Source organism: Paenibacillus sp. VCA1 (assembly GCF_031583795.1).
GTDB classification, from domain to species: Bacteria; Bacillota; Bacilli; order Paenibacillales; family Paenibacillaceae; genus Paenibacillus_AQ; species Paenibacillus_AQ albilobatus.
The window spans coordinates 136,908-161,315 of the sequence record NZ_JAVLSX010000009.1; the positions used below are offsets into that span (position 1 = coordinate 136,908).

Genomic DNA, 24,408 nt, shown 5'->3' on the forward strand with positions numbered 1-24,408 from the left:
TGCATAAACGGTTTCAATGGATCTGCATTCTACAGGAGGTGGGGAAGATGACAGGCCACAAACTGGAGCCGGTGCCCGAAACCGGCTATGACAAATTCATAAGTATACGCCGCCATTTGCACCGGTATCCGGAGCTGTCGAACGAAGAGTTCGAAACGACGAATTCGATCCGGACATGGCTTGCGGAAGCGGATATCCGGATCCTGGACTACCCTCTGGCGACAGGCGTCGTGGCCGAAGTCGGAGGACAAAAGCCCGGACCTCTCATCGCGCTGCGGGCGGATATCGACGCGCTGCCGGTTCGGGAGGAGACGGGGCTGCCCTTCGCATCCGCGATTCCCGGCAAAATGCATGCCTGCGGGCATGATTTCCACACTGCAGTGTTGATCGGGACGGCGTATGCCTTGAAAGAAAAGGAAAACGAGCTGCGGGGAACGGTCAGGCTGATTTTTCAGCCTGCCGAGGAAAAGGCAAAGGGAGCCAAGCAGGTGGTCGACAGCGGCGCGCTTGAAGGAGTGCAGGCCATTTTCGGAATGCATAACAAGCCGGATTTGCCGGTCGGAACCGTCGGCATCAAAAGCGGGCCGCTCATGGCCGCCGCCGACGGCTTTACCGTCAAAATCGAAGGAAAAGGCTCCCACGCGGCGGTTCCGGAAGCCGGGCTTGATCCGATCGTTACGGCCGCCCATGTCATTACGGCGCTCCAGTCCATCGTGAGCCGGAACGTCAGCGCCCTGCAGAGCGCAGTGATCAGCGTGTCCAAGCTTCACAGCGGAACGTCCTGGAACGTGATCCCGGATCAAGCGGTGCTGGAAGGAACGATCCGGACGTTCGACGAGTCGGTGCGCGGGCAGGTGCTGGAGCGTTTCGGCCGGGTGGTCGAAGGCGTCACTGCGGCTCTGGGCGCGAGTGCCGGCGTACGCTGGATTGAAGGTCCGCCCCCGGTAAACAACGACGAAGCGCTGGCGAGGCTGGGCATCGAAGCTGCGGCCGCGGCCGGACTCCATGCCGTAGAGCCTTCGCCGTCGCCGGCAGGCGAAGATTTTGCCGTATATCAGCGGAAAATTCCGGGATTGTTCGTATTTATGGGGACGGCGGGGACGCAGGAGTGGCATCATCCGGGTTTTACGCTTGATGAAGCCGCGATTCCGGTCAGCATCCGTTTCTTTACGGAACTGGCCGAACGCGCTTTGGAACGGCTTCGTCCCACCGGAGGTGAACGGCGATAGCAACGATCAAAAGCTACGATGTCATCATCGTCGGAGCGGGTTCCATGGGCATGAGCGCCGGATATCATCTCGCCAGGCGGGGCGTGCGGACGCTGTTGATCGACGCCTTCGACCCGCCGCACCGCGAAGGCAGCCATCATGGGGAACCGCGGCTGATCCGCCATGCCTACGGCGGCCACCCGGTGTATACGGAGCTTGCCGTTCGTGCCCATCGGCTGTGGAATGAGCTTGAGGATCAGGTCGAAACCCAACTGCTGGTGCAGTCCGGCGTGTTGAATATCGCCGACCCGGATCTGCATTCCTTTCAAGGCCGCCTGGCGGAAGCCGCCAAACATAATGTTCCTGCGATCAAGCTGGATGCGGACGAAATCCGCAAGCGCTGGCCAGGTTTTACGATCCCGGATCATTTCGAGGCGATGTATGAGCCCGCGGCAGGGTACCTCCGCAGCGAAGCGTGCGTTGATGCCTATAAAAGGCTGACGTTAGCCTACGGAGCCGAGCTGCTGACGCATTCCGCCGTTTCCGGCATCACGGCCCGAAGAGGCAGCGTGGTGGTCCATACCCGGAACGGCAAATTTCACGGAGCCAAAGCCATTTTGACCGCAGGGGCATGGTTCGGCACATTGGCGCCGTTTGTTTCGATTCCCGTGAAGGCCGTGCGCAAGGCGGTCGGCTGGTTCGAAACCGCGGGATCGGACTACAGGGCCGGGAGATTCCCGGGATTTACGCTGCATACGCAGGAGGGCGGATTTTACGGTTTCCCCGATATCGGCGGGGAAGGGCTGAAAATCGGGCGTCACGACACCGGGCGGGAATGGAAGCCCGGCGAGCCTTTTCCTCCTTTCGGAAGCCTCCCGGAAGACGAAGCCGATTTGCGCGTTGCGCTCGGGAAATATGTGCCCGGAGCATCCGGGCGTCTCTTGCAAGGCGCGGTCTGCAAATACGAGCTTTCGCCGGATGAGGGGTTCATCATCGACCGGCACCCCCATTATCCGCATATTGTGGTCGCCGGGGGATTTTCCGGACACGGATTTAAGTTTTCGAGCGCCGTCGGCGAAATATGCGCGCAGCTGGCGATGGACGAGGAGCCGCCATATGACCTTGATCCGTTCGCGCTTTCGCGTTTTGCCGGGCAGGCGGAGCCTGCGGCAAGCTTAGCACAAGGAGGAGAATGAACATGAGTGGAATCGATTTGGATGCTTTTATCCATACGCATAGCCAATTGCTGGCCGAAGTTCGGGATTTGAGCGAGCAGCAGGCGAAATGGAAGCCCGCCCCGCAAATCTGGAGCGTGCAGGAAGTCGTTTCGCATCTGGTTGATCACAGCTTCGTCATTTCGTTCCGCATCCGGGACATTTTGGCCGGAACGGCTGCGCGGCTGCCGGCTTTTGATCAGGATGCCTGGGTGAGCGGCCAACGCTCGAACGAAGGGCGGTTGTCCGATATTTTGGATGCTTTTCAGGCGATTTTGGAGTATAACAGCCTGTTGATCGGACGTTTAAGTGAGGAAGAGCTGGAGAAATCCGGAATCAATTTTAAAGGGGAACCCGTCAGCGTCAAGGCCATCGTCCAAGGTTTTATCCGCCATGTTCACGGCCATCTTGGGCAAATCGAGCGGATCAAGCAGGCGTCGGCTATGGCACTTGGAAATGCATAAGGATCACTTAGCTTCCGGTTCCGTATAAGGACATTTTCGAAAAGGAGGAAAAAATCATGGCAAAGCAAAAACGATTGAAGCTGGGGGCGCTTTTGCACGGCGTCGGCGGAGGCACGTCGCTCTGGAGGCATCCGGACGTCGACGCGGGGGCGAGCGTTAATTTCGAGCTGTACAAAAGCTGGGTCCGCAAGGCGGAAGAGGGCAAGCTGGACCTGATTTTTATCGCGGACGGCTTATACATTACCGAAAAATCGATTCCCCACTTTCTGAACCGATTCGAGCCGATCACCCTCCTGAGCGCGCTTGCGGCCGTCAGCACGAATATCGGGCTTGTCGGCACGTTGTCGACATCGTACAGCGAGCCGTTTACGGTGGCGCGCCAGTTCGGGTCGCTCGACGTCATCAGCGGCGGCCGGGCGGGCTGGAACGTGGTTACGTCCCCGCTGGAAGGGTCCGCGCTGAATTACGGCAAAAAGGAACATCCGGAGCATGACAAACGTTACCGGATTGCCACGGAGTTTCTGGAAGTCGCGCGGGGGCTGTGGGATTCCTGGGAAGACGACGCGTTCGTGCGGAACAAGGAAACGGGAGTATTCTTCGACCGGGACAAAATGCATGAATTGAACCATGAAGGCGAGTTTTTCTCCGTCAAAGGACCGCTGAATATCGCCCGCTCCAAGCAAGGGGGCCCGGTCATCTTCCAGGCAGGCGCATCGGAGGTCGGCAAAAACTATGCCGCGAAGGAAGCGGACGCCATCTTTTCGGGAGCCGAGAATTTGGAGGAGGCGCTGCGGTTTGCGCAGGACGTTAAAGCCCGCGCCGCAGCCTTCGGCCGGAACCCGGACGACGTGCTGATTTTCCCCGGCATCGGCCCGATTATCGGCCGCACGGAAGAAGAGGCGGAACGCAAATATCAAGAGGTGGCGGGCCTCGTGACGATCGAAAATGCGCTTGATTACCTGGGGCGGTTTTTCGAGCATCACGACTTTTCGCAATATCCGCTGGATGAGCCGTTTCCGGAGCTTGGGGACCTCGGCAAAAACAGTTTTCAGAGCGGCACGGACAAAATCAAAAGGGATGCCAAGGAAAAAGGGCTCACGCTCCGGCAGGTGGCGCTTCAATCCGCGACGCCGCGCGGCAACTTCATCGGAACCGCGGAGCAGGTGGCCGACCGCATTCAGGCATGGTTCGAGGCGGGAGCTGCCGACGGGTTTATGATCACGTCCGCCGTGCCGCGCGGGCTGGAAGATTTCGTGGATCAGGTGGTTCCGATCCTGCAGGAGCGGGGATTGTTCAGAACCGAATACGAAAGCGATACGCTCCGGGGCAATCTCGGACTTCGGGTGCCGGAAAACCGGTATACGAAAGCCGGGGCGGAAGCCGTACGCTCCTGATGAAGTATGAGTCATGAAGCAGCCAAAACGTTACCGGCATTCCGCGGATGCATCCGCGGCACGGACAGCTAGCTTCGCTTTAAAGCGAAGCTGGCGTTCAACCCAAAGGAGGATAAAGATGACAAAAATCGCTTTGATTGCAGGAAGCCCGTCAAACGGATCGCGGTTATTCGGCTTGGTCGGATATGCCGCGGACCGGCTGGCGCTGGCCGGCTTTGACGTCGATTTGATTTCCGCCGCCGACCTTCCGGCAGAGGATCTGCTCCGCGCCGATTTTGGCAGCGCTGCGATTCGGCAGGCGCTTGCTTCCGTGGAGCAGGCGGACGCCGTCATTATCGCCAGCCCCGTCTTTAAAGCTTCCTATTCGGGCGCGTTGAAAACCATTTTGGACCTCCTGCCGCAAAAAGGTTTTCAGGGCAAGGTTGTTCTGCCGCTTTTCATCGGCGGCACGATCGCCCACCTGCTGGCCGTCGACTATGCGCTGAAGCCGGTCGTGGCCGCGCTTGGAGGAACGAATATACTGGGCGGCGTGTTTGCCGTCGACGGGTGGATCACCCGCACGGAACACGGAGGATATGAACTGACCGAGCAGCTGAAGGAACGTCTGGATGCCGCCATCGGCGATCTGGTTCACGAGCTGGAGCAATATGCCGCCGCTTCGGACCGGAACAAGCAGGGGCAGGCGGTGTAAGGTAAACAGCCCGGCTCTGACCGGCAGCCCGGTGCAGGTTATCGGGAAGAATTTGAATGATGATGAAGCTTTCGCCATCAGGGGTTGTCGTTTCATAATCGAATAATGACATGCCTCGCAATCACTTTCGTTAGATTTTGTGACTCGGTGCAGACAGAAACGGACTAGCGTAGTCGAACGCTAGTCCGTTTCTGTTTGTTCATTTTGCGCCTTTTTGAGCTGTTTTCGCTTGACATGGGCCGCTCCCCATTGATGCAAGGATTCCAAAATCGGGGACAGGCTCTTGCCGTATTCCGTGATGGAGTACTCCACTTTCGGTGGGATTTGCGGATAGATGACTCGTTTAACGATCTCTTCCTCCTCCAATTCGCGCAGATGGAGCGTAAGCATCCTTTGCGTGATATCGGGCAGCAATCTTCTTAGCTCATTGAACCGCAAAGGTTTGCCTTGAAGCAAATGATAAAGGATCATCGGCTTCCATTTGCCGACGATCGAATCCAGCGCCGCAACGAATTGACATTGGCCAGGGTTCTTTTGCATACGTCCGCCTCTCTTACAGTACCTTTTTTGATACTATACCACATTATTGTGCGTACTTCATTAAACAAAATATATATTATATGATCAATGTAGAAAGTGTATTTATTTTAATTACAGAAGGGAAGTTTTCATTCATGGCAACCGTACTGTATATCACCGCACATCCTCTGGATTCCCAGTCGTCTTATAGTCTCGCGGTAGGGGAAGAATTTATAGAAGCTTATCGTCAAGCCAATCCAACCGACGAAGTGATTCATTTGGATCTGTACCAAGAGGATATTCCGCAAATCGATGCCGATGTTTTACGTGGTTGGGGAAAGGTTCGGTCCGGTTCTTCTTTCGATCAACTGTCTGATGCGGAGAAATCAAAAGTAGACCGTCTTGAGGAGATTCTGAATCAATTCGTGGCAGCCGATAAGTACGTTTTTGTCTCCCCGATGTGGAATTTTACGGTCCCGCCGGTTTTGAAAGCATATACGGATGCAACTTCCATTCCGGGAAAAACTTTCAAATATACCAAAAATGGCCCTGTAGGTCTGCTGCCCGGCAAAAAAGCCTTGCACATTCAAGCCAGCGGTTCCGAGTATTCGGAAGGCCCCCTTGCATCGCTCGAAATGGGATACAGCTATCTTAAGAAGATTCTGCATTTCTATGGGATTCAATCGATTGAGGCGATATTTGTTGAAGGAACGGCATCATCAGAGAAAGCTCCGGCTATTAAAGAAAAAGCAATCGCACATGCAAAGGAAGTCGCCAAACGTTTTTAATAGAGGTGCAGTATCATCATCCACAAGAACAAATCCCCCGGAAGTGAAGGAGACCCGCAATTTGCGGGTCTTCAGGCATTTTTCTTGCGACGATCGAATGATGCGCGGAATTTTATTTTACGATTAAATACGCCCCCAATAGAATAACGGCGACTCCGGCTATTTTGGTCATACTGATCGTTTCGTGAAAAAGAAAATAAGCGGGAACCAAGGCCAATATATAAGCGAGGCTTTGCAGCGGGTAAGCGATACTGAGCGGGAGCCGCGACAAGACGGCAAACCATAGGAGAGTCGCCAGTCCGTATAGGCCAAGCCCGCACCATATATGAACCGAGGCAATAAGCTTCTCCCAGTGAAGACCGCCGCTATTCTGCAGGCCGAGCTTGAACAGGATTTGTCCGAACACGAGCAAGATGATGTTGCACAGCAATAACAAGTAGCTAATGACGACGTTCATGAAGCTTCGGATCCTCTCCTTTTAGAATCGTGATTTCTTGCGTCAAACGCAGCACCTGCCGGCTCAGCTTGGTAATGACAAGGGTCAAGTGAAGGATGAACACGAAACAAAACAGCAGCCCGAACAGAAAAAGCAGCGCCGGAGCATATTCGATATGCAGCCACCACGCGATCTTTTCCATGCCTTTGACATTCATCGAAAGGACGAGCAGCAGAATCCCCATCAAAATCCACAGCAGTGAATATTGCTCCTTCAGCTTGCGACGTCTGACCAGCTCCAAAACCGTCAATAAGAAGACCAATGAAAACAAGATCGACAGCAAATAAACATTCATCATGACAATGACTTCACCTCGGGGACCGAACGGCGCTGACGAGGACCGATAACGTTACCTTCACCATGTAATAGGCCGATTTCACGGGCGTAATCGAAGATTTTCCGGTCTCTCTTTGGCGCATTTCAGCTTTGATCTCAACGAGCCTGCATTTCCGGCGGGCAAGATAAACGATGGACTCCACCTCTGGATAATCGATCGGGTAGTAGTCCGCATAAAGCTCGATCACCTTTCGTCCCGCGGCCCTGAAGCCGCTTGTCGTATCGGTAAACCGCTGCCCCGTGACCAGGCTGACAAGCATGGAAAAAAAACGGATGCCCACTTTCCGCATCAAGGAAGACCGGTAAGCCGTCCGTTCCAGAAAACGGGAGCCGATCACAAGATCGTTTTCCCGGACCATATCCAAAAGCTTCGGCAAATCGGCCGCATTATGCTGCCCGTCGGCATCCATTTGAACGGCAACGTCATAGCCGTGATCGCGGGCATAGATGTAACCGGTTTGCATGCCGCCGCCGATTCCGACGTTAAAAGGCATGCTGAGTACCTTTGCCCCGGCATTGCCGGCGACTTCCGCCGTTTGATCCGTCGAACCGTCGTTGATGACTAAAATATCCGCGGCCGGCATTTGGCTTTGGATTTCACCGATGACGCGACGGATGCTGAGTTCCTCATTAAAGGCCGGTATGATAACCAGTACTTTTAGCATCGTGCCCTACCTCCCGAGTATGCGTTTTGACTTTTTGAAGGATGGCAAGTGCCTGATCAACGGCAAAACCCGCAAACAGCGCGAAAAAAATAAACATTGGATAACCGTATCTCGACATCGCCACGAACGGGAGATGGATGCCGGTAAAATAAACGATGGCAAGCAGCACCGGCAGCAGCGGTTTTCCGATTTTGCGGATGAATGCCCATACCATCCCGATGAGCCCTCCGCAAACGAGGATGTCCTGAACCGCCCAAACGAACGACTTTTTGATCGAGAAAATGTCGTGCAAATAAAACGGAACCATATAAAGCGAATAAAACCTCCCGATCGTGTAGTGATACATATACTTCAGCGGCTCGTGGACCAATCCGTATTTCAAAATGTCCAACCCTTTGGCAATCGCTTCCCCGTCAGATCCCGCAAAAATGGTTTGAGGGTCATACTGCGGAAATGCGGCAAAAAACCCGGGAGGAGGAAGCTGGTATTTGATACGGGTTCCGAGCAGGAACGGACTGCCGGCCGAACTCGTAAACAAAATGAAATCGCCGAACGTCACGGCATTCCGTATCCACCATGGAACCAGCAGCGCGATGTATGCAGCCAAAATGGCGAACGTAAAGCGAACGATTTCCTTGAAGGAATAACGGTAAACCAGCCACAAAAACAACATCATGCACGGAAATAAGGAAGCCTGCGGTTTAAAATAAGCAGCGGCTCCCGTCCATAATCCGACAACGACGTACCATAGCGTTTTTTTGGAATGAAGCGCCGCAATCATTGAGCATAAAAGCATCAGGATAATGATGCGGTAAACACCCTCGGTCAGCACGGAACCGGACGTAAAATAATCAGGAAGATACACCGCGGCAATCAGCGCCGTAATGACGCCAACCCGATGGTTGAAGGTATGTCTCGCAACGGCATAAACGGGAAAAATGCATAAAGCCTGCAGCAAGCATTGAAAAACTCTAAAAGCCGTTACGCCGTTCTGATCTCCGAAAATCGCCATCCATCCGCTCAGGATGAGGGGCAGGCCTGGCATAATAAACGCCGACGGTGCGTTGCCGGAGTTATACACAAGCATCCCTTCATGCAGCAGCACTTTCGCGCTGTGGATATACTTCACGTCGTCATTGTTCAGTTTGACCGGATCCCCCAGCAAGAGGCGGTCGCCGTGAACGAGCACGACAATAAGCGACAAAATCAAAACCATCGATGAGACGATAAGCAAAAAACGCCTTGTTGCAGGTTCTTTCATGTAAGCGACAAACAAAACTGTTACCCCCATTTGAAATGATGACATCGCCGGCTGTGGCCGAATTGTTCCGAATACGATTTTGCTGCATTAAAAACCCAATCGTTCTACGATACAATATAAAGACGAATATCGAAGAGATTTCGTTTAAAAATCTTGAAAATGCATGCCTCCTAGATTTTGACAAAATTCTTCATTGTATATAACAACATGCAAACGAGAAATTGGATTCCATTATGGAAAAGTTGCTGGCTCAGTGTTTGTAGGTATCATCAACGAATCAATTTTTGAAATCCCAAGGAATAAAGAATGTTAGAATATTTGGTAATGGATTGAGAGAAACAAACGGTATAACCTCAAACGATGAAGGTGGGAGAATGGGAGATGGGCTCGGAAACGTTATTGAAAAAAGAACTCTTGCGCCTGCGGCCGAAAGGGGAGGGGAGCAACCCGGATTGCCCGCAGCCGGAGGCTTTCATCCCCGAGATGTTAAGGCACATAGGAAGCACCGATCCGGAGCTGAGGGATGATTTGATCTACGGAACGATCTGCCGGTGGACGAAGCAGGGGAAAATTGCCCCGGCAGCGATGCGCACGCTTTTACGGACCGCAATGGATGACAACCATCTTTTTTACGGAATTGGGGAAAAGGGGACGGATTCCGTGTTTACCCGTTCTTTTTCGGCCCTTATTCTACCCGTTGCCGTTTACATGCATAAGCAAAATCCTTTTCTATCGGAAGACGAGCTGCACGACATGAAAACGAAAATCATTCGATATTTGGCCTTGGAAGAGGATTTGCGGGGATATGTGGAGGGGAAAGGCTGGGCCCATGCCGCTGCGCACGCTGCGGACGGGCTGGAGTCGTTGGCGGGATTGCAATCGATGACAGGCACGGATTTGATGGGGATGCTGGATGCGATCCGCAATAAAGTTTGTATCGGCAGTTACCTGTATATGAACGATGAGGATGAACGTTTTGCAAATGCAGCCGCAGCCGTATTCATGCGCGAAATCGTGGCGGACGATGATATCGCAGGCTGGATTCACCAGATGGCCGATGTCCCTCCGGGCGGCAGTATGACGGAGAGCGAGACGTTGCGGGCCAACACGAAGCTCTTTTTGCGGAGCCTATATTTCAAAATGCTCAAAGAACAGCGATTGCTAAAGTTTGTGCCCTACTTATTGGAACGATTGAACGCAAGGAACAACTATTAATATGAAAAAACATATGTCGCTAACTTCTTTTACCTTTTGGCAGCGAGATCCGCGTCTTGCGGCGATGGCATCGGAGCTGCCGGATTATTTCAGGACCGTGGAAGCTCGTCCAAGAACCGAAGAAGAATAGCGGACAGCTGATCAGGCTGACTCAACATAGGCAGATGTCCCGTAGGCAGAGTGGTCGTTTGGCAGCCGGGAAGGTTCCGGATCATCCGGTCCTGCAGCTTCGTCGGGAGCTCTTGATCTTGGTCAAGCCTCACGTAAAGCGCTGGAATTCCGGCAGGCCGATGGGCATGAATTTTATCGGTATAGATGCGCAGGGGCTCCGGCGTAAATTGCTTTGCGATTTCTGCCGCCTGCTCCGCCGGAAGACCGCTGCACAAACCTTGACGAATCGCCTGCTCCGGCGGCATCGTTCCGAACGCGCGCATCAAAGTTCTCATAAGGATTCGTTTGGCCAGCGGAAATACGGAAAGAAAGGAGCCGCCGTCCGAAGGGATCGCCGCTCCTACGGCCGCCAACCCGGCCACCTGAGGCCGGCGCTCCTCGGCAATCCGCAAAGCGGGGACGCCCCCGAGCGAATGGGCGACGAGGATAAATCGCTTTACTCCCCAATGATCGATCTGGTCGTTGATTTCCGCTATGTAGTCATGAAGCGACAGCTTTTTTCTTATATCGTCTTCGGTTTGGCGAAACGGAAAATCGATCGACAAGCAGGGAACCGGAAGCCGATCGATGACCTGATTCCAGATGCTGCCGTTTAATCCGGCGCCGTGAATGAATACAAATCCGGTTTGAGAGCCCGGGTTATCGAATTTTTGCATAAAAAATCCTCCTAAGTACATTGTGTTGGGACACCAGCGAGAGATTGCCAAAACTTTGGCTTATTCGTCGAATCCGGTTTTTTCGCTGCTAAAACTTGCCTGGCAGTCCTTTGTTCTCATTATATGACTGCTTCCCTGACAAAACCGGTCAGTGAAGTTCGGATGGAGTAGAAAGACGAATGCGGTCCCGTCCGTTCTTGCGGCAGCGGATGCAGACCGATATAATTAAGGACAAGTTCATGTAAGGAATTGAAACCGAAGGTGGGTCAACGTATTGGAACAGATTCAGAACGTGAAACCGTTTGTGTATACCTCTCTTCGTCCGGAGGATACCGAGAGGTTGGCGGCATGGCTGGCGAAAACGGCCGTTCCCGGAACGGTGATCGGTTTGGACGGGGATTTGGGAGCGGGGAAGACCGCTTTTTCGCAATTTTTTGCCAAGCATTTGGGCGTGAAGGGGGTCGTCAACAGCCCGACCTTTACGATCATTAAAGAATACGAAGGGCGCCTGCCTTTCTACCATATGGACGTATACCGGGTATCGTTGGAAGAAGCGGAGGACCTGGGGCTGGACGAATATTTTTACGGCAGTGGGGTAAGCCTCGTGGAATGGTCGCAGATCGTGCGCGAATTGCTGCCCGAGCGGCATTTGCATCTGTATATCGAAACGACCGGCGAAACGGCGCGGAAAATTACGGTTCAAGGCTTTGGGGAGCCATATGAAGCATGGTGCGAAAGCCTGAAACAGAATGGAGTCTTTACAGAATGAATCAACCACAATCACAGCCGCTGAAGCGGTTTTTGGCGTTGGACACGTCGACGGCATGCCTTGCTTTGGCGGTGATGGAAAACGATAAAGTGCTGCATGCGATCAAAGCTGCGGGAGAACGCAACCATTCGGTTCACCTGCTGCCGCTCATTCAAAAGGGGCTGGCGGAAGCCGGGGTGGCCGCTTCGGGGATCGACGGAATCGCCGTAGGCATCGGGCCGGGTTCTTATACAGGGACGCGCATTGCGGTCACGGCCGCCAAAACGTTGGCCTGGGCTTGGAACGTTCCCGTCGCGGGAATCTCCAGCCTGCATGCCCTTGCATGGAGCGGCCTCGTCACGGCGACAGGCGCAGACCGGGGAGAGAACTGGGTGATTCCGCTAATGGACGCCCGGCGCGGACAAGCCTACACCGCATGGTTCCGCGCCAAAGGCGGAGACATGCCGGTTCGGCTCAAAGAAGATGCCATCCGCCTGATGGAAGACTGGGCGGATGAAATCGGCAGGGCATGGAAAGACATGCCGGCAGAGGAACGGCCGGACGGCGTCTGGTTTGTCGGGGACGCCGGAAAACATGAAGCCGCCATCGAACGTTTGCGCGACGTCATGGGGGATCGGCTTCATACCGCCGCATGCGATATGGAAGGGGAACCGGTAGGCCGTTTGGGGGCAGACCGGCTGATGCAAGGAACGACGGACAACGTGCACGCTCTCGTGCCGAATTATACGCAGCTGGCGGAAGCTGAGAAGCTCCTGCGGAAGCCGTGAAGGGAGTATGTCGAGTAGTCATGGAGCAGGAGTTGTTTCCGAATGAAGAAGGTTTGTCCTTTCGCCAAATGGCGCTGAACGACATTCCGGACGTCATGGTGATCGAGCACGAATCGTTTACGCTCCCCTGGACGGAGGAAGCGTTCCGAAACGAGCTGACCCAGAACCATTTTGCGCGGTATATGATCATGCAATATTTGGGCCAGCCCGTAGGTTATGCCGGCATGTGGACGGTCATCGACGAAGCGCATGTGACGAACATCGCCGTTCTCCGGGCATACCGCGGGCGCAAATGGGGGGAACGTTTGCTGCGCGAGCTGATGAAAACCGCGTCGGATCTGGGGATGCGGCGAATGACCCTCGAAGTCAGAGTGTCGAATGAAGTGGCGCAGAATTTATATCGCAAACTGGGATTTAAGCCTGCAGGGCTCCGCAAAGGTTATTATTCGGACAACCAGGAAGACGCCCTGATCATGTGGGCGGAGTTGCCCGAGCGCGGCGGCGCGTGGGAAGTTGGGAAGGAAGCGAACTGATGAGTGAATATCATAACGAGCATGAATCCTGCTTAATATTGGCGGTGGAGACAAGCTGCGACGAGACCTCCGTGGCCGTCGTGAAGGACGGAAAGGAGGTTCTCAGCAATCTGATCGCAAGCCAGGTCGAAACCCATAAAGCTTTTGGCGGCGTCGTGCCGGAGGTGGCTTCGCGGAAACATGTCGAAAACATTACGCTGATGCTGGAAGAGGCGGTGCGCAAAGCCGGCATAAGCCTTCAGGATCTGTCGGCCATCGCCGTCACGCAGGGACCGGGGCTGGTCGGAGCCCTTCTGGTCGGCGTCGTTGCCGCGACCAGCCTGGCGATGGCGCTGAACAAGCCGCTGATCGGCACCCATCATATAGCCGGACATATTTACGCCAACCGCCTCGTGGCGGACATGGAATATCCGTGCATGGCGCTGGTCGTTTCGGGAGGGCACACCGAGCTTGTGTTCATGAAGTCCGAAGGGCATTTTGAGGTCATCGGACGCACCCGCGACGATGCCGTCGGCGAGGCTTACGACAAAGTCGCCCGGGCGATCGGTTATCCGTATCCCGGGGGGCCTCACGTGGACCGTCTTGCCCTGGAGGCGGAGGAAGCGGTGGAACTTCCGCGGGTATGGCTCGAATCCGAGTCGTACGACTTCAGTTTCAGCGGCCTGAAATCGGCGGTGCTGAATGTCGTGAACCAGCGCAAAATGCGTGGGGAGCCTATCATGGAAAGCGCCATCGCCCGCGGATTCCAGGAATCGGTCGTTGAGGTGCTGGTCACGAAGGCGATTCGGGCCGTGAGAGCCTACAATGCCAAACAGCTGCTGCTTTGCGGCGGCGTCGCCGCAAACCGCGGGCTGCGGAGGGAGCTGGAGCGGCAGTGCCGCGAGGAAGGCATCGAGCTCATCATTCCGCCGTTCGAATATTGCACCGACAATGCGGCCATGATTGGCGCAGCTGCATATTTGAAGTGGAAAAAGCGGCAGTTCGCTGGTCTGGATCTAAGGGCCATGCCGCAATTCTCGCTGGAAGAGTGGTCGGGCCAGGAATAATCATCGTCAGCGATGATCAGCTGCTGCAGATGGCGGGCCGGTCGCTCGGCCGTCCGGCTCAGGCGTATCAGCTCTGCGATGTCCAGGTCGTAGCCGGCAGCGTTTCGCACCGGATGGCGGCGGTCACGGTCGAACGCAATGGAAAGACCTGCCGCGGCACGGCCGTCCATCATGACATCGTCATGGCCGCGGGCCTGGCCTATGTGGCTGCCTGCAACAGCGCGGTGCAGTCGGCAGCGGATGAAGACCGGCAGCAAGCAGCGATATAATGAAGCAGTTCAAAGCCCGTGCTTGACTTCAAGCGCGGGCTTTTCTTTTTCCTACAGCATTCGACAAAGTTTTTGTCAAGTTGTGGACAAGGTTATCCACATATTCGAGGAAATTTGTGTACAAACTCGCGATGCTGGTGAAAACCGTCGATTTAAAAGCGTTTTGAAAACGTGGATAGGATTTTCAATTGTAGCATGGAAAACCTGTGGATAATGTGGACAAATTGGTGGATAAAAGTGGATATTTGATCAGGAGGATGAATTTAATCAATAAAAAATGGCCCCAAGGGCCATTTTTTAAACAAAGTTATGCACTTTTTATGTGGATAAGCATGTGTATAAGAGGATGGGTGCCAAAATAAAAAAGTTTTGTGAATTTGACAAATTTCTTTTTGTTGATCTCGAAGTCCTGAACCGTTAGTCCTGCATGTTATTCGGCGGCAAGCATCTCCCATTCGGCAAAAGCTTCATCCAGCTCTTTTTTCTTGGCCTCTTGATCCTGCTGGTGTTTTTGGAGCGCGATGTAATCCTGGTACACCTCGGGTTTCGTCATCTCGGCCTCCAGCCCCGAAATTTCGGATTCAAGCTGCTGGATCCGTTCCTCGAGCGCCGCGATTTTGCGCTGCCGGTTCCGTTCCTCGCGTTTGGCCTGCTTGTCGGCTTCGAACGAATGGACGCCGGATTTGGCTTCGGGTTCGGCAGCATTCTCCTGTTTTTGCGTCCGGGGGCCTGCAGCTTCCAGCGCCTCTTGGGACAATTCCTCAAGTTCCTGCTTTTTGGCTGTATAATCGTCATAATTCCCCAGGAAATGTTCCACCCCTTGCGGGTGCAGCTCGATGATCCGTTCGGCCATCTTGTTCAGGAAATACCGGTCGTGCGAAATGAACAGCAGCGTGCCTTCGTAATCGATGAGGGCCGACTCCAGCACCTCTTTGCTGAACAGATCCAAATGGTTTGTCGGTTCGTCGAGGATAAGCATGTTGGCTTCGAGCAGCATCAGCTTGGCCAGCGCAACCCGCGCTTTTTCGCCGCCGCTGAGCGAAGCGACTTTTTTCAGGACGTCCTCGCCGCTGAAGAGAAAGTTGCCGAGTACGGTCCGGATGCGGGCTTCCTCCATATGCGGATAGTGGCTCCAAAGCTCCTCAAGCACCGTATTGGACGGGTTCAGGTTTGTCTGTTCCTGGTCGTAATAACCGATTTTCACTTTGGTTCCCCACTGGATCGTGCCCGCCGCCGGGCGTTCGCTTCCGGTCAGGCATTTGAGCAGCGTCGATTTGCCGATGCCGTTCGGGCCGATCAACGCGACGGTTTCACCGCGGTGCAGATCGAACGAGACGTTCTCGAAGAGACGATGCGGCGGCGTAAAGGAGACGGCAAGGTCTTTGACCTGAAGCACGTCTTTGCCCGACATATATTCGACGTCGAAGGAAAAGCTGGCTTTTTTCAAATCGCCGAGCGGTTTGTCCAGCCGCTCTATTTTTTCGAGCGCTTTTCGCCGGCTCTGGGCCCGTTTGGTGGTCGATGCCCGGACGATGTTTTTTTGAATAAACTCCTCCATGCGCGCGATTTCATCCTGCTGCTTCTCGTATTGCTTCATGGCCGATTCGTATTCGGCCGCCTTCAAATCGATATAACGGCTGTAGTTGCCGGTGTAACGCTTCGATTGATGCCGTTCGATTTCCACGATGGACGTCACAAGCCGGTCGAGGAAATAACGGTCATGCGATACGACGAGCAAAGCGCCGGAATAGGAGCGCAAATAATCCTCGAGCCACGTCAGCGTGGCGATGTCCAGATGGTTGGTCGGTTCGTCCAGCATGAGCAGGTCCGGCGCCTGAAGCAGGATCCGCGCAAGCGCAAGACGCGTTTTTTGCCCGCCGCTCAAGGTCGAGATTTTGGTGTCCGGCGCAAAACCTCCGAAACCCATGCCGTGCAATACGGACCGGATGCGCGTTTCCATTTCGTACCCGCCATGGTCCTTGAACCAGTCGGATCGCGCAGCATAACGATCAAGAAGCTCCTGATATTTTTTCGGTTGTTCCATCAGGGCAGGATCGGCAATCTGTTCTTCCATGAGCCGGAGCTCTTTTTCCGTTTCGGTCAAATGGGCGAACACGTTCATCATTTCTTCCCAAATGTTGCGGTCCGATTGCAGTCCGCTGTTTTGGGCAAGATAACCGATGGTTGTTTCCTTCGCTTTGAAAATTTGTCCCCCGTCATAGGACATTTCGCCGGCAAGGATTTGAAGCAGCGTCGATTTGCCGGCGCCGTTGACGCCGACCAGCCCCACGCGATCCCTTTCCTGAATCTGCAAATTGATTCCATCGAGTACGGGCTCCACGCCGTACAATTTTTTGATTCCACTTGCTTGAAGCAGCATAAGCTGTAAACCTCCGTCTATATGCGATCTATTGCTTGTTTGCTTGGATGTTGCTCCCGCCTTGAACGCGATCTGCTTTGAATGCATTGCGTCCGCGGGCGTTTTTTTCGAATTGCTTCATATAATAAACAGTTTACATGAAATATGAAGAATTCGCGACATGGGGGAAGGACTTCGGGGTTACCTTGGCGAAAATGGAGCAACAGTGGTAAACTAAGAGCAAAATGAACGCAAAATGGATCAAACGGTTGAACCGGATGCCGGAGGCTGATCGAAAGCGGTGTGCGATTTTACGCGGATGGCGACGGCACAGGTTGAGCATTTTGCGGCACTGAAAATTGAAATGCAATTGCAAACAACTGAAAAATAGGATAAAAGGAAGGCGGCTGTTGGACGTGGTGAACGGGGAAAACGGCGCGATGGGGCAGCAGAAGACCCGGCTCCGCTCACGTATGTCCGGGATTCGCGGCGGCATTCCGCAGGATCGGCATCGAAGCATGTCGGCACAGGCCTGCATCCATGCCGCCGCTTGGCTGATGAAAGAGCAGATCCGAAGCATGCTCATTTACGTGCCTTTCCGCAGCGAGCTGGATACGAGACCGCTTGTCGAGGAGGCATGGCGGGCAGGCATTGAGGTCTACGTGCCGCGATGCTTTCAGGAAAACCGTTCCATGACGCTCCATCGGCTGAAGCGCTGGGACGAGCTGCAGTCCGGGGCCTACGGCATCATGGAGCCCGATCCTCTGCATTCTCCGGCTGAACCGGATGCCTTCGTGCCCGGGGCGGTCATTATGCCGGGATTGGCTTTTGACATGCATGGCGGAAGACTGGGTTACGGGGGCGGTTATTATGATCGGCTGCATGAACGCTTTTCGGCGAAAGGCGGCAAATGGAGCAAGCGGCCAAAATGGGCCGGCATCGGGTTTGGCGAGCAGGTGGTCGAACGGGTTCCGATGGAACGAACGGATGCGCGTCTTCAGGTTCTAATCACGGAACAAGGCGTACATGAAATGAACGGGGAGGCTGAAGATGGAACTGACGCATTTTAACGAACAGGGCAGAGCCAAAATGGTCGATGTTTCGGACAAGGAGGTTACGAGCAGAACGGCGGTTGCGCAAACCGCGGTGAAGATGGCGCCGGAGACGCTTGCCCGGATCAAGGAAGGCAAAATCGGCAAAGGCGACGTGCTTGCGGTCGCTTCCGTCGCCGGCGTGATGGCCGCCAAAAAAACGTCCGACTGGATACCGATGTGCCATCCGCTGCCGCTGACGGGCATCGATATCCATTTTTCCGACAACGGCATCGATGAATTATATATAGAAGGAACCGTCAAAACGACCGGGAAGACCGGCGTCGAAATGGAAGCCCTGACGGCGGTATCCGCCGCGGCCTTGACCGTCTACGATATGTGCAAGGCGCTGCAAAAGGATATGGTGATCGGGCCGACGCAGCTGAAATCCAAAACCGGCGGGAAAAGCGGCGATTATAAGCTCGAACCTTAGGAAGTTCGGCGGCCCCTGACCCGTCCAATGCCGGAACGTTGTTCGATGAACCGGGCCGCCGCCGGCAAGCTCCGGGGTTATGGAATATTCACTTTTGGGGTCCCCGCAAAATACCTGAACGGGCTGCAATGCCAAAGCCTATTTTTGTGCGAATTTTAGAAACATAATAGATGAGCAGGAGGAGGGGTGATCTTATGGTGTGGAAAACAGCGATCTTGACGGCAAGCGACAAAGGATCAAGAGGTGAGCGTGAAGATACAAGCGCCCAGGTCATCCGGGAGCTGGTGGAGGAGGAACTCGGCGGGGAGATTGTGGAGTACCGCATCGTCCCTGACGAACAGGATGAGATTATCGCATCGCTCATTGAACTCACGGATTATTTTCAGGCGGATTTGGTACTGACGACCGGAGGGACGGAGCTGGCGATCAGAGACGTCACCCCGGAAGCGACAAGAAGGGTCATCGAACGTGAAGTGCCGGGGATGGCGGAAGCGATGAGAGCGACCGTCATGCAGAAAAACCGCGCGGCGATGTTGTTCAGAGGTATTGTCGGCATCCGCGGCCGGACGCTGATCGTCAACTTGCCGGGAACGCCGAAAGGCGTGCACGAAAACCTGGCGGCGATTATGGACCAGCTTCCGGAGGCGCTGCTGATGGTGACGGGGCAATTCCGGCAGTAAGCCGGGGCCGGGCGCTCTATTCCAAAATTGTTCACACTTATTTGATATTGTTGCGATTTGAGTTATGGTATGATGTCTTTGTGGCAAAATTATGTCCAATTTTGACGTTGTTAGCTTTATGGATATAGGACAGAGAGGAGAATTTCGATATGCTGAGCAGTATTGGCGTACCTGGAATTATATTGCTGGTGATTTTGGCCTTGCTGTTGTTCGGGCCGAACAAGCTTCCCGAGCTCGGACGCGCGGTAGGACGCACCTTCCGGGAATTCAAGGACGGTGCCCGCGATATCATTGCCGAGGATGACGAATCTTCCCGCAAAAACGAACAAGCCAAACCGCTGGCTGCCGCTTCTAGCGAGGCGCAAGCCGATGCAACCGTAACTTCCCAAAGCACAGCAGACAACAAACGTCTTCCCGAATAGGTTTTAGGAAAGAGGACTTTGGAATCCCTTCCATCCGGGGAGGGATTTTGTTTTGTCCGCAGGCGCTAAGAAGAGAGGACGGTGACCGTATGTCTGATAAACAGGTGGAAATGTCGATTGTCGAACATCTCGGGGAGCTGCGCAGGCGGATCATATACATTTTGGCGGTTCTGCTGCTTGGCCTTGTCATCGGCCTTGTCTGCGCCAATCCCATCTACAAATATTTGATCAGCGTGGACTCGGCGAAGGATTTTCAGCTTCATGCGTTTGCATTTTGGGACGGCATCGGCATGTACATGAAAATCGCCATGGTCGTCGCGCTTGTCCTGACCATCCCGTTTACAGCCTACCAGGTGTGGGCGTTTGTCAGCCCGGGGCTTCGGGAGATCGAGCGCAAAGCGGCGCTGCGGTACGTTCCGTACGTGTTTATATTGTTCCTGCTCGGCATCGCCTTTGGATATTACGTGGTGTTCCCGATGGCGCTGGGCTTTACGACGACAATCACCAAAAACATGGGATTAACCGAAACGTACGGCATTTCCCAATATTTCAATTTCATGTTTACCCTGGTCGTGCCGATTGCGCTGCTCTTTGAGCTGCCGCTTATCGTCATGTTTTTGACCAAGCTGAGGATTTTGAATCCGCGGAGGCTGCGGAAGATGCGGAAGGTGTCTTATTTTGCGCTGGTGTTCATCGCCGTGGTCATTACGCCGCCGGACTTCATCTCGGATTTTCTGGTGACGATTCCGCTGCTCCTGCTGTACGAGTTCAGCGTGTATTTGTCGTCGGTGGTGTACCGGAAGCAGCTTGCGGCCGACGAGGCGATCGAAGCGCGGTACAAGCAGGCGGAAGATTCGGAATAATCATAACTTTTGAAACAGAAAGGGCGTTCTTCTCCGACGGGGGAAGCAGGCTCTTTTTTTGTTGCCGGAATCTTTGGAAACAGACCTGAAATTTTCGGAACGGCGCTTTCGTTTTGCAGGCATATTTTCAAATGGGGTGGATAGAATGATGGAGTATGGGCGAAAGGCGCTCGGACCCGTCAAGGACAAGCCTGGCGGCAGCCGTTTGAAAAAGTGCGGATTTCTTTGAAAAATGAATCCAGAGGACTTGAAATCTGAGCTCAAGTTGAGTATCATAAAAGTGGTTGTTAGCACTAGACCCTGTCGAGTGCTAATACATACCGACAACAACGCCGTTACAGAAACACAACATATTAACAAGGAGGCTATTTTTCATGATCAAACCTTTAGGTGACCGCGTATTGGTAGAACCGATCGCACAAGAGGAAACGACTTCATTCGGGATTGTCCTTCCGGACGCTGCAAAAGAAAAGCCGCAAGAAGGCAAAATTATCGCTGTTGGCGGCGGAGCAGTTAAAGACGGAGTTCGCGTTCCTTTGGAAGTAAAAGAAGGCGACCGCGTCCTGTTCTCCAAATATGCCGGAACAGAAATCAAATACGAAGGTAAAGAATATCTGATTATGAAAGAAAGCGACATTCATGCAATCGTAGGCTAACGGCCTGAACATAGCATTAACGAAATACAACAATATATTTGTGGGAGGTTTTTATCAACATGGCAAAAGATATCCGTTTCAGTGAAGACGCGCGCCGCGCGATGCTGCGTGGGGTAGACGCTTTGGCGAATGCCGTAAAAGTGACGCTTGGACCTAAAGGCCGCAACGTCGTTCTCGAGAAAAAATTCGGAAGCCCGCTCATCACCAATGACGGCGTGACGATCGCAAAAGAAATCGAACTGGAAGACGCTTTTGAAAACATGGGCGCTCAGCTCGTTAAAGAAGTAGCTACCAAAACAAACGACGTTGCCGGTGACGGTACAACGACTGCAACGGTTCTGGCTCAAGCGATGATCCGCGAAGGCCTGAAAAACGTAACGGCAGGCGCTAACCCAATGGTCGTTCGCAAAGGTATCGACAAAGCGGTCAAAGCGGCTGTAGCCGAACTGAAAAACATTGCAACTCCTGTTAACGACAACCAAAAAATCGCCCAAGTCGCCGCAATCTCCGCTGCCGACGAAGAAGTAGGCCAACTGATCGCCGAAGCAATGGAAAAAGTGGGCAACGACGGCGTTATCACCGTCGAAGAATCCCGCGGATTCAACACGGAAATGGAAGTCGTGGAAGGCATGCAGTTCGACCGCGGTTATGTATCTCCATACATGATCACCGACACGGACAAAATGGAAGCCGTTCTGGACAATCCATACATCCTGATCACGGACAAAAAGATCTCCACGACCCAAGAAATTTTGCCGTTGCTTGAAAAAATCGTTCAACAAGGCAGACCGCTTGTCATCATCGCCGAAGACATCGAAGGCGAAGCTCAAGCGATGCTCGTCCTGAACAAACTGCGCGGAACGTTCAACGCCGTTGCCGTAAAAGCTCCTGGCTTCGGCGACCGTCGCGAAGCGATGCTGCAGGATATCGCTGCCCTGACCGGCGGCCAAGTGATCACCGAAAAACTCGGTCTCGACCTGAAGAGCGCTTCGATCGAGCAGCTGGGTAACGCACGTCAAGTGCGCGTAACGAAAGAAAACACGACGATCGTGGACGGAAGCGGCGACAAAGCCGACATCACGGCTCGCGTGAACCAAATCCGTGCGCAGCTGGAAGAAACGACTTCCGAGTTCGACAAAGAAAAACTGCAAGAACGTCTGGCTAAATTGGCTGGCGGCGTAGCGGTCATCAAAGTCGGCGCTGCAACCGAAACCGAATTGAAAGAGCGCAAACTGCGCATCGAAGACGCCCTGAACGCAACCCGCGCTGCGGTTGAAGAAGGTATCGTTTCCGGTGGCGGTACGGCTCTCGTGAACGTATACAACGCTGTTGCTGCCGTTGAAGTTTCCGGCGACGAAAAAACCGGCGTGAACATCGTGCTCCGCGCTCTGGAAGAGCCAATCCGCACGATCGCCGCTAACGCCGGCCAAGAAGGTTCCGTCATCGTGGAACGCCTGAAAAACGAAAAAGTGGGCGTAGGTTACAACGCCGCTACCGACGAGTGGGTAAACATGTTCGAAGCCGGTATCGTCGACCCTGCGAAAGTAACGCGTTCCGCTCTGCAAAACGCAGCTTCCGTAGCGGCTATGTTCTTGACTACTGAAGCGGTTATCGCTGATAAGCCTGAACCAGCTGCACCAGCTGCTCCTGACATGGGCGGCATGGGCGGAATGGGCGGCATGATGTAATAAAAGGCCCCAAAAGCCTGTAATATCAGTGTTTTAAAGGCTCCCGAAAGGGAGCCTTTTCTCATTTTTTAAGGTCTGTAAACGTTTTTTTGTCATCGGGATACTGAATAAGCGATTTGAGCCTTTCAAAGAATAACGTATGAATCTTTGAAAAGCAGAATTCTTTTGATAAAAAATTACTGAAGCAAACCGACGATAAGGATGCCTGTCCAAACGGCCAGCAGGATCCATACCAATACAAACAAAATTGCGGCAGCGTAATGTTTAGGCTTTCCGTTTTTCCTCATTTCTTCAGCCTTTTCCCTGTTTTCTTCAATGATATGGGGTGGGATCAAGCGTAACGCCAGCGTGATGCCGAGGGGAACGATAACCAAATCATCGAGATACCCTAAAATCGGGATGAAATCCGGAATCAGGTCAATCGGACTGAAAGCGTAAGCGACGACGCAAACGGCAAACGCTTTGGCATACCAAGGCACTCGGGCATCTTTGTAAGACAAATAAAGCACGTATATGTTTTGTTTTATCGTTTTGGCGTAGTTTTTGAGTTGTTGCAGGATCGACGGATTCATATCAATTTCTCCTTCATGGTCATTTCTTATCATTAATGAAACTTCTTTTTCTTTGTCCACCAGTGTTTATCGAGAGCCGTAACTGCGGCTGCATTTGTGATATGATAAAAGGGAATGTTATGCATGTTAGATTAGACAGAAAAAGGCAGTGATATTCGTGGAACCACATATGATCCGGGCCAACATCCAACCGGGAATGACGGTAGAAATCGTGAAAAAAGAAGACCAACGCACCGGCAAGCGCACGCAAGGCATCGTTCAAAGATTGCTGACCAACTCGCCCAATCATCCGAGAGGCATCAAAGTAAGGCTGACCGACGGCACGGTGGGGCGTGTGCAGGTCATTTTGAAACAGCAGGTTTAAGAAACAATTCTCCGATGACGGAGAGACCGTTTAAACACTCAGCATTTATATCGATGAATCCGGACTCTATCAAAAAATGATATAAATGCAGCGGTGATCTTGTCCATACCGATTCTATCACTCCGACATAGAATGAACTATCTTTCAAGAAGGAGTTGATAGAAACAATGGCACAGCAATTAATCGCTTATAACGCAAGCGTGCCGACGCCGGTTACGGACGGGGCGGCCATTCCGATTCCGATTACTCCCGCGGGAGTGGGGATTGCCTCGTTCAGATTAACCGTCCCCGGCGTTCCGAATTTCGTCGATTTGAAAGGGCTGGTTGGCATCCGCGGTGACGCGGGAACCGGAAGCGTCCTGCTTCGAATCTTTCGGGACAACAATGTCATTTACTACTCACGCCAGGGCTTTGAAGCCAATTTTGAGAAGTACTACTCCATTCCGGTTCAGTTCACCGATGCAAACGTAACTCCAGGCGTTCACGATTACACGTTATCCATCGAAAACTTGACGCCGGGCACGAGCGCAACGGTCATCGGACCGATCGTATTCAGCGGTTTTATTACGACGTAATCCAATCCTGAATGCAAATGCACCTTTTAAAGGCCGCCCTAAGCAGCGTTATCGCCGCTATGGGGCGGCTTTTATGCGCTTTTTTTGCTATATCATCGGCATGGTTTTCCGAAAAAACGCGAAAAATGGTAAATTAAATTTTTGTAGTAAAATTTTATGATGCATTATATAATTAAAACATATTTTCACAATGAAAGGAGGTCGAATAGTCCGTAAGATTCCGGCGCTGTGGTCTCGCAAGAA

29 protein-coding genes are annotated in these 24,408 nt (G+C 53.2%); 21 read left to right on the plus strand and 8 right to left on the minus strand.

From position 1 onward, the window contains the following. The first annotated feature begins 47 nt into the window (after positions 1 to 47). The 5 genes from RJP21_RS20725 (at position 48) to ssuE (ending at position 4,971) form a co-directional block, all read left to right on the plus strand. Positions 48 to 1,229 carry a M20 peptidase aminoacylase family protein gene (locus tag RJP21_RS20725; protein WP_310860997.1) on the plus strand — a complete coding sequence of 394 codons (1,182 nt, stop codon included), beginning with the start codon at positions 48 to 50 and terminating at the stop codon, positions 1,227 to 1,229. Next, on the plus strand, positions 1,226 to 2,404 hold the full coding sequence (gene solA / locus RJP21_RS20730) for an N-methyl-L-tryptophan oxidase (RefSeq protein ID WP_310861145.1): 1,179 nt from the start codon (positions 1,226 to 1,228) through the stop codon (positions 2,402 to 2,404). Before RJP21_RS20725 ends, solA begins: the two co-directional genes overlap by 4 nt. Before the next feature lie 2 nt (positions 2,405 to 2,406). After that, positions 2,407 to 2,886: a DinB family protein gene (locus RJP21_RS20735; protein ID WP_310860998.1), complete on the plus strand. Its 480-nt coding sequence runs from the start codon at positions 2,407 to 2,409 to the stop codon at positions 2,884 to 2,886. A 56-nt stretch (positions 2,887 to 2,942) separates the two neighbouring features. Continuing rightward, positions 2,943 to 4,280, plus strand: a complete 1,338-nt coding sequence (locus tag RJP21_RS20740; RefSeq protein WP_310860999.1) for an LLM class flavin-dependent oxidoreductase — start codon at positions 2,943 to 2,945, stop codon at positions 4,278 to 4,280. Positions 4,281 to 4,398: 118 nt separating this feature from the next. Further along, positions 4,399 to 4,971, plus strand: coding sequence for an NADPH-dependent FMN reductase (gene ssuE, locus RJP21_RS20745; protein ID WP_310861000.1), 573 nt, complete (start codon positions 4,399 to 4,401; stop codon positions 4,969 to 4,971). 180 nt (positions 4,972 to 5,151) lie between these two features. Here ssuE and RJP21_RS20750 read toward each other — a convergent pair whose 3' ends face one another. Further along, on the minus strand, positions 5,152 to 5,511 hold the full coding sequence (locus tag RJP21_RS20750; protein ID WP_310861001.1) for a winged helix-turn-helix transcriptional regulator: 360 nt from the start codon (positions 5,509 to 5,511) through the stop codon (positions 5,152 to 5,154). A gap of 134 nt (positions 5,512 to 5,645) precedes the next feature. On the opposite strand from RJP21_RS20750, the gene RJP21_RS20755 reads away from it, so the two are divergent. After that, positions 5,646 to 6,278 carry an FMN-dependent NADH-azoreductase gene (locus RJP21_RS20755; RefSeq protein WP_310861002.1) on the plus strand — a complete coding sequence of 211 codons (633 nt, stop codon included), beginning with the start codon at positions 5,646 to 5,648 and terminating at the stop codon, positions 6,276 to 6,278. Between the two features lie 112 nt (positions 6,279 to 6,390). Here RJP21_RS20755 and RJP21_RS20760 read toward each other — a convergent pair whose 3' ends face one another. The 4 genes from RJP21_RS20760 to RJP21_RS20775 are packed head-to-tail and all read right to left on the minus strand — an operon-like array spanning position 6,391 to position 9,051. Continuing rightward, entirely contained in the window at positions 6,391 to 6,735 is a 345-nt protein-coding gene (locus tag RJP21_RS20760; RefSeq protein WP_310861003.1) for an EamA family transporter, read from the minus strand. Continuing rightward, positions 6,719 to 7,072 carry a DUF2304 domain-containing protein gene (locus RJP21_RS20765; RefSeq protein ID WP_310861004.1) on the minus strand — a complete coding sequence of 118 codons (354 nt, stop codon included), beginning with the start codon at positions 7,070 to 7,072 and terminating at the stop codon, positions 6,719 to 6,721. The genes RJP21_RS20760 and RJP21_RS20765 overlap by 17 nt, the downstream gene beginning before the upstream one ends. A gap of 10 nt (positions 7,073 to 7,082) precedes the next feature. Continuing rightward, entirely contained in the window at positions 7,083 to 7,775 is a 693-nt protein-coding gene (locus RJP21_RS20770) for a glycosyltransferase family 2 protein (protein ID WP_310861005.1), read from the minus strand. After that, the gene (locus RJP21_RS20775) at positions 7,741 to 9,051 is read right to left on the minus strand and encodes an ArnT family glycosyltransferase (RefSeq protein WP_310861006.1); all 1,311 of its coding nucleotides are present in this window, start codon (positions 9,049 to 9,051) and stop codon (positions 7,741 to 7,743) included. Before RJP21_RS20775 ends, RJP21_RS20770 begins: the two co-directional genes overlap by 35 nt. 366 nt (positions 9,052 to 9,417) lie before the next feature. Here RJP21_RS20775 and RJP21_RS20780 point away from each other — a divergent pair, with 366 nt between their 5' ends. Beyond that, positions 9,418 to 10,251: a DUF2785 domain-containing protein gene (locus tag RJP21_RS20780; RefSeq protein ID WP_310861007.1), complete on the plus strand. Its 834-nt coding sequence runs from the start codon at positions 9,418 to 9,420 to the stop codon at positions 10,249 to 10,251. Between the two features lie 89 nt (positions 10,252 to 10,340). Here the strand turns inward: RJP21_RS20780 and RJP21_RS20785 are convergent, their stop codons facing one another. Continuing rightward, positions 10,341 to 11,078, minus strand: coding sequence for an alpha/beta fold hydrolase (locus RJP21_RS20785; RefSeq protein WP_310861008.1), 738 nt, complete (start codon positions 11,076 to 11,078; stop codon positions 10,341 to 10,343). 274 nt (positions 11,079 to 11,352) lie between these two features. On the opposite strand from RJP21_RS20785, the gene tsaE reads away from it, so the two are divergent. The 5 genes from tsaE to RJP21_RS20810 are packed head-to-tail and all read left to right on the plus strand — an operon-like array spanning position 11,353 to position 14,462. Continuing rightward, positions 11,353 to 11,847, plus strand: coding sequence for a tRNA (adenosine(37)-N6)-threonylcarbamoyltransferase complex ATPase subunit type 1 TsaE (gene tsaE, locus RJP21_RS20790; protein ID WP_397386250.1), 495 nt, complete (start codon positions 11,353 to 11,355; stop codon positions 11,845 to 11,847). Continuing rightward, positions 11,844 to 12,614, plus strand: coding sequence for a tRNA (adenosine(37)-N6)-threonylcarbamoyltransferase complex dimerization subunit type 1 TsaB (gene tsaB, locus RJP21_RS20795; protein WP_310861009.1), 771 nt, complete (start codon positions 11,844 to 11,846; stop codon positions 12,612 to 12,614). Before tsaE ends, tsaB begins: the two co-directional genes overlap by 4 nt. A 20-nt stretch (positions 12,615 to 12,634) precedes the next feature. Beyond that, positions 12,635 to 13,147 carry a ribosomal protein S18-alanine N-acetyltransferase gene (gene rimI, locus RJP21_RS20800; protein ID WP_310861010.1) on the plus strand — a complete coding sequence of 171 codons (513 nt, stop codon included), beginning with the start codon at positions 12,635 to 12,637 and terminating at the stop codon, positions 13,145 to 13,147. Continuing rightward, positions 13,147 to 14,193, plus strand: a complete 1,047-nt coding sequence (gene tsaD, locus RJP21_RS20805; RefSeq protein ID WP_310861011.1) for a tRNA (adenosine(37)-N6)-threonylcarbamoyltransferase complex transferase subunit TsaD — start codon at positions 13,147 to 13,149, stop codon at positions 14,191 to 14,193. Before rimI ends, tsaD begins: the two co-directional genes overlap by 1 nt. Then, a complete protein-coding gene (locus RJP21_RS20810; protein WP_310861012.1) occupies positions 14,175 to 14,462 on the plus strand; it encodes a hypothetical protein in 288 nt (95 codons plus the stop codon). The genes tsaD and RJP21_RS20810 overlap by 19 nt, the downstream gene beginning before the upstream one ends. A 430-nt stretch (positions 14,463 to 14,892) precedes the next feature. Here the strand turns inward: RJP21_RS20810 and RJP21_RS20815 are convergent, their stop codons facing one another. After that, a complete protein-coding gene (locus RJP21_RS20815) occupies positions 14,893 to 16,842 on the minus strand; it encodes an ABC-F family ATP-binding cassette domain-containing protein (RefSeq protein WP_310861013.1) in 1,950 nt (649 codons plus the stop codon). Between the two features lie 395 nt (positions 16,843 to 17,237). Between RJP21_RS20815 and RJP21_RS20820 the strand changes: the two genes are divergently transcribed. The 7 genes from RJP21_RS20820 (at position 17,238) to groL (ending at position 22,654) form a co-directional block, all read left to right on the plus strand. After that, complete coding sequence (locus tag RJP21_RS20820) at positions 17,238 to 17,891, plus strand: 5-formyltetrahydrofolate cyclo-ligase (RefSeq protein WP_310861147.1); 654 nt, start codon at positions 17,238 to 17,240, stop codon at positions 17,889 to 17,891. Further along, entirely contained in the window at positions 17,872 to 18,345 is a 474-nt protein-coding gene (moaC, locus tag RJP21_RS20825) for a cyclic pyranopterin monophosphate synthase MoaC (protein ID WP_310861014.1), read from the plus strand. Before RJP21_RS20820 ends, moaC begins: the two co-directional genes overlap by 20 nt. A gap of 194 nt (positions 18,346 to 18,539) precedes the next feature. Beyond that, positions 18,540 to 19,025 carry a MogA/MoaB family molybdenum cofactor biosynthesis protein gene (locus tag RJP21_RS20830; RefSeq protein WP_036709137.1) on the plus strand — a complete coding sequence of 162 codons (486 nt, stop codon included), beginning with the start codon at positions 18,540 to 18,542 and terminating at the stop codon, positions 19,023 to 19,025. 152 nt (positions 19,026 to 19,177) lie between these two features. After that, positions 19,178 to 19,447 (plus strand): twin-arginine translocase TatA/TatE family subunit, encoded by a 270-nt coding sequence (locus RJP21_RS20835; protein WP_160044330.1) that lies wholly within the window; start codon positions 19,178 to 19,180, stop codon positions 19,445 to 19,447. Between the two features lie 89 nt (positions 19,448 to 19,536). Then, positions 19,537 to 20,310 (plus strand): twin-arginine translocase subunit TatC, encoded by a 774-nt coding sequence (tatC, locus tag RJP21_RS20840; RefSeq protein WP_310861015.1) that lies wholly within the window; start codon positions 19,537 to 19,539, stop codon positions 20,308 to 20,310. A 374-nt stretch (positions 20,311 to 20,684) separates the two neighbouring features. Next, positions 20,685 to 20,966, plus strand: a complete 282-nt coding sequence (gene groES / locus RJP21_RS20845; RefSeq protein ID WP_160044316.1) for a co-chaperone GroES — start codon at positions 20,685 to 20,687, stop codon at positions 20,964 to 20,966. Positions 20,967 to 21,025: 59 nt separating this feature from the next. Beyond that, positions 21,026 to 22,654 (plus strand): chaperonin GroEL, encoded by a 1,629-nt coding sequence (gene groL / locus RJP21_RS20850; protein ID WP_310861016.1) that lies wholly within the window; start codon positions 21,026 to 21,028, stop codon positions 22,652 to 22,654. Between the two features lie 176 nt (positions 22,655 to 22,830). Here the strand turns inward: groL and RJP21_RS20855 are convergent, their stop codons facing one another. Further along, positions 22,831 to 23,226, minus strand: coding sequence for a YkvA family protein (locus RJP21_RS20855; RefSeq protein ID WP_310861017.1), 396 nt, complete (start codon positions 23,224 to 23,226; stop codon positions 22,831 to 22,833). Between the two features lie 169 nt (positions 23,227 to 23,395). On the opposite strand from RJP21_RS20855, the gene RJP21_RS20860 reads away from it, so the two are divergent. Both RJP21_RS20860 and RJP21_RS20865 read left to right on the plus strand, forming a co-directional pair. Then, positions 23,396 to 23,590, plus strand: coding sequence for a YwbE family protein (locus RJP21_RS20860; RefSeq protein ID WP_310861148.1), 195 nt, complete (start codon positions 23,396 to 23,398; stop codon positions 23,588 to 23,590). Positions 23,591 to 23,757: 167 nt separating this feature from the next. Then, entirely contained in the window at positions 23,758 to 24,165 is a 408-nt protein-coding gene (locus tag RJP21_RS20865; RefSeq protein WP_310861018.1) for an exosporium protein C, read from the plus strand. Positions 24,166 to 24,408: the final 243 nt, after the last annotated feature.

What these genes read in the sequence shown, in the direction of transcription:
- RJP21_RS20865 (WP_310861018.1), top strand. Translation starts at nt 23,758, where the DNA reads ATGGCACAGCAATTAATCGCTTATAACGCAAGCGTGCCGACGCCGGTT.
- RJP21_RS20740 (WP_310860999.1), top strand. Translation starts at nt 2,943, where the DNA reads ATGGCAAAGCAAAAACGATTGAAGCTGGGGGCGCTTTTGCACGGCGTC.
- groES (WP_160044316.1), top strand. Translation starts at nt 20,685, where the DNA reads ATGATCAAACCTTTAGGTGACCGCGTATTGGTAGAACCGATCGCACAA.
- RJP21_RS20760 (WP_310861003.1), bottom strand. Translation starts at nt 6,735, where the DNA reads ATGAACGTCGTCATTAGCTACTTGTTATTGCTGTGCAACATCATCTTG.
- RJP21_RS20815 (WP_310861013.1), bottom strand. Translation starts at nt 16,842, where the DNA reads ATGCTGCTTCAAGCAAGTGGAATCAAAAAATTGTACGGCGTGGAGCCC.
- groL (WP_310861016.1), top strand. Translation starts at nt 21,026, where the DNA reads ATGGCAAAAGATATCCGTTTCAGTGAAGACGCGCGCCGCGCGATGCTG.
- RJP21_RS20780 (WP_310861007.1), top strand. Translation starts at nt 9,418, where the DNA reads ATGGGCTCGGAAACGTTATTGAAAAAAGAACTCTTGCGCCTGCGGCCG.
- tsaB (WP_310861009.1), top strand. Translation starts at nt 11,844, where the DNA reads ATGAATCAACCACAATCACAGCCGCTGAAGCGGTTTTTGGCGTTGGAC.
- RJP21_RS20855 (WP_310861017.1), bottom strand. Translation starts at nt 23,226, where the DNA reads ATGAATCCGTCGATCCTGCAACAACTCAAAAACTACGCCAAAACGATA.
- RJP21_RS20770 (WP_310861005.1), bottom strand. Translation starts at nt 7,775, where the DNA reads ATGCTAAAAGTACTGGTTATCATACCGGCCTTTAATGAGGAACTCAGC.
- rimI (WP_310861010.1), top strand. Translation starts at nt 12,635, where the DNA reads ATGGAGCAGGAGTTGTTTCCGAATGAAGAAGGTTTGTCCTTTCGCCAA.
- RJP21_RS20765 (WP_310861004.1), bottom strand. Translation starts at nt 7,072, where the DNA reads ATGATGAATGTTTATTTGCTGTCGATCTTGTTTTCATTGGTCTTCTTA.
- RJP21_RS20755 (WP_310861002.1), top strand. Translation starts at nt 5,646, where the DNA reads ATGGCAACCGTACTGTATATCACCGCACATCCTCTGGATTCCCAGTCG.
- RJP21_RS20830 (WP_036709137.1), top strand. Translation starts at nt 18,540, where the DNA reads ATGGTGTGGAAAACAGCGATCTTGACGGCAAGCGACAAAGGATCAAGA.
- tatC (WP_310861015.1), top strand. Translation starts at nt 19,537, where the DNA reads ATGTCTGATAAACAGGTGGAAATGTCGATTGTCGAACATCTCGGGGAG.
- ssuE (WP_310861000.1), top strand. Translation starts at nt 4,399, where the DNA reads ATGACAAAAATCGCTTTGATTGCAGGAAGCCCGTCAAACGGATCGCGG.
- tsaD (WP_310861011.1), top strand. Translation starts at nt 13,147, where the DNA reads ATGAGTGAATATCATAACGAGCATGAATCCTGCTTAATATTGGCGGTG.
- moaC (WP_310861014.1), top strand. Translation starts at nt 17,872, where the DNA reads ATGGAACTGACGCATTTTAACGAACAGGGCAGAGCCAAAATGGTCGAT.
- RJP21_RS20735 (WP_310860998.1), top strand. Translation starts at nt 2,407, where the DNA reads ATGAGTGGAATCGATTTGGATGCTTTTATCCATACGCATAGCCAATTG.
- RJP21_RS20860 (WP_310861148.1), top strand. Translation starts at nt 23,396, where the DNA reads ATGATCCGGGCCAACATCCAACCGGGAATGACGGTAGAAATCGTGAAA.
- RJP21_RS20785 (WP_310861008.1), bottom strand. Translation starts at nt 11,078, where the DNA reads ATGCAAAAATTCGATAACCCGGGCTCTCAAACCGGATTTGTATTCATT.
- RJP21_RS20750 (WP_310861001.1), bottom strand. Translation starts at nt 5,511, where the DNA reads ATGCAAAAGAACCCTGGCCAATGTCAATTCGTTGCGGCGCTGGATTCG.
- RJP21_RS20725 (WP_310860997.1), top strand. Translation starts at nt 48, where the DNA reads ATGACAGGCCACAAACTGGAGCCGGTGCCCGAAACCGGCTATGACAAA.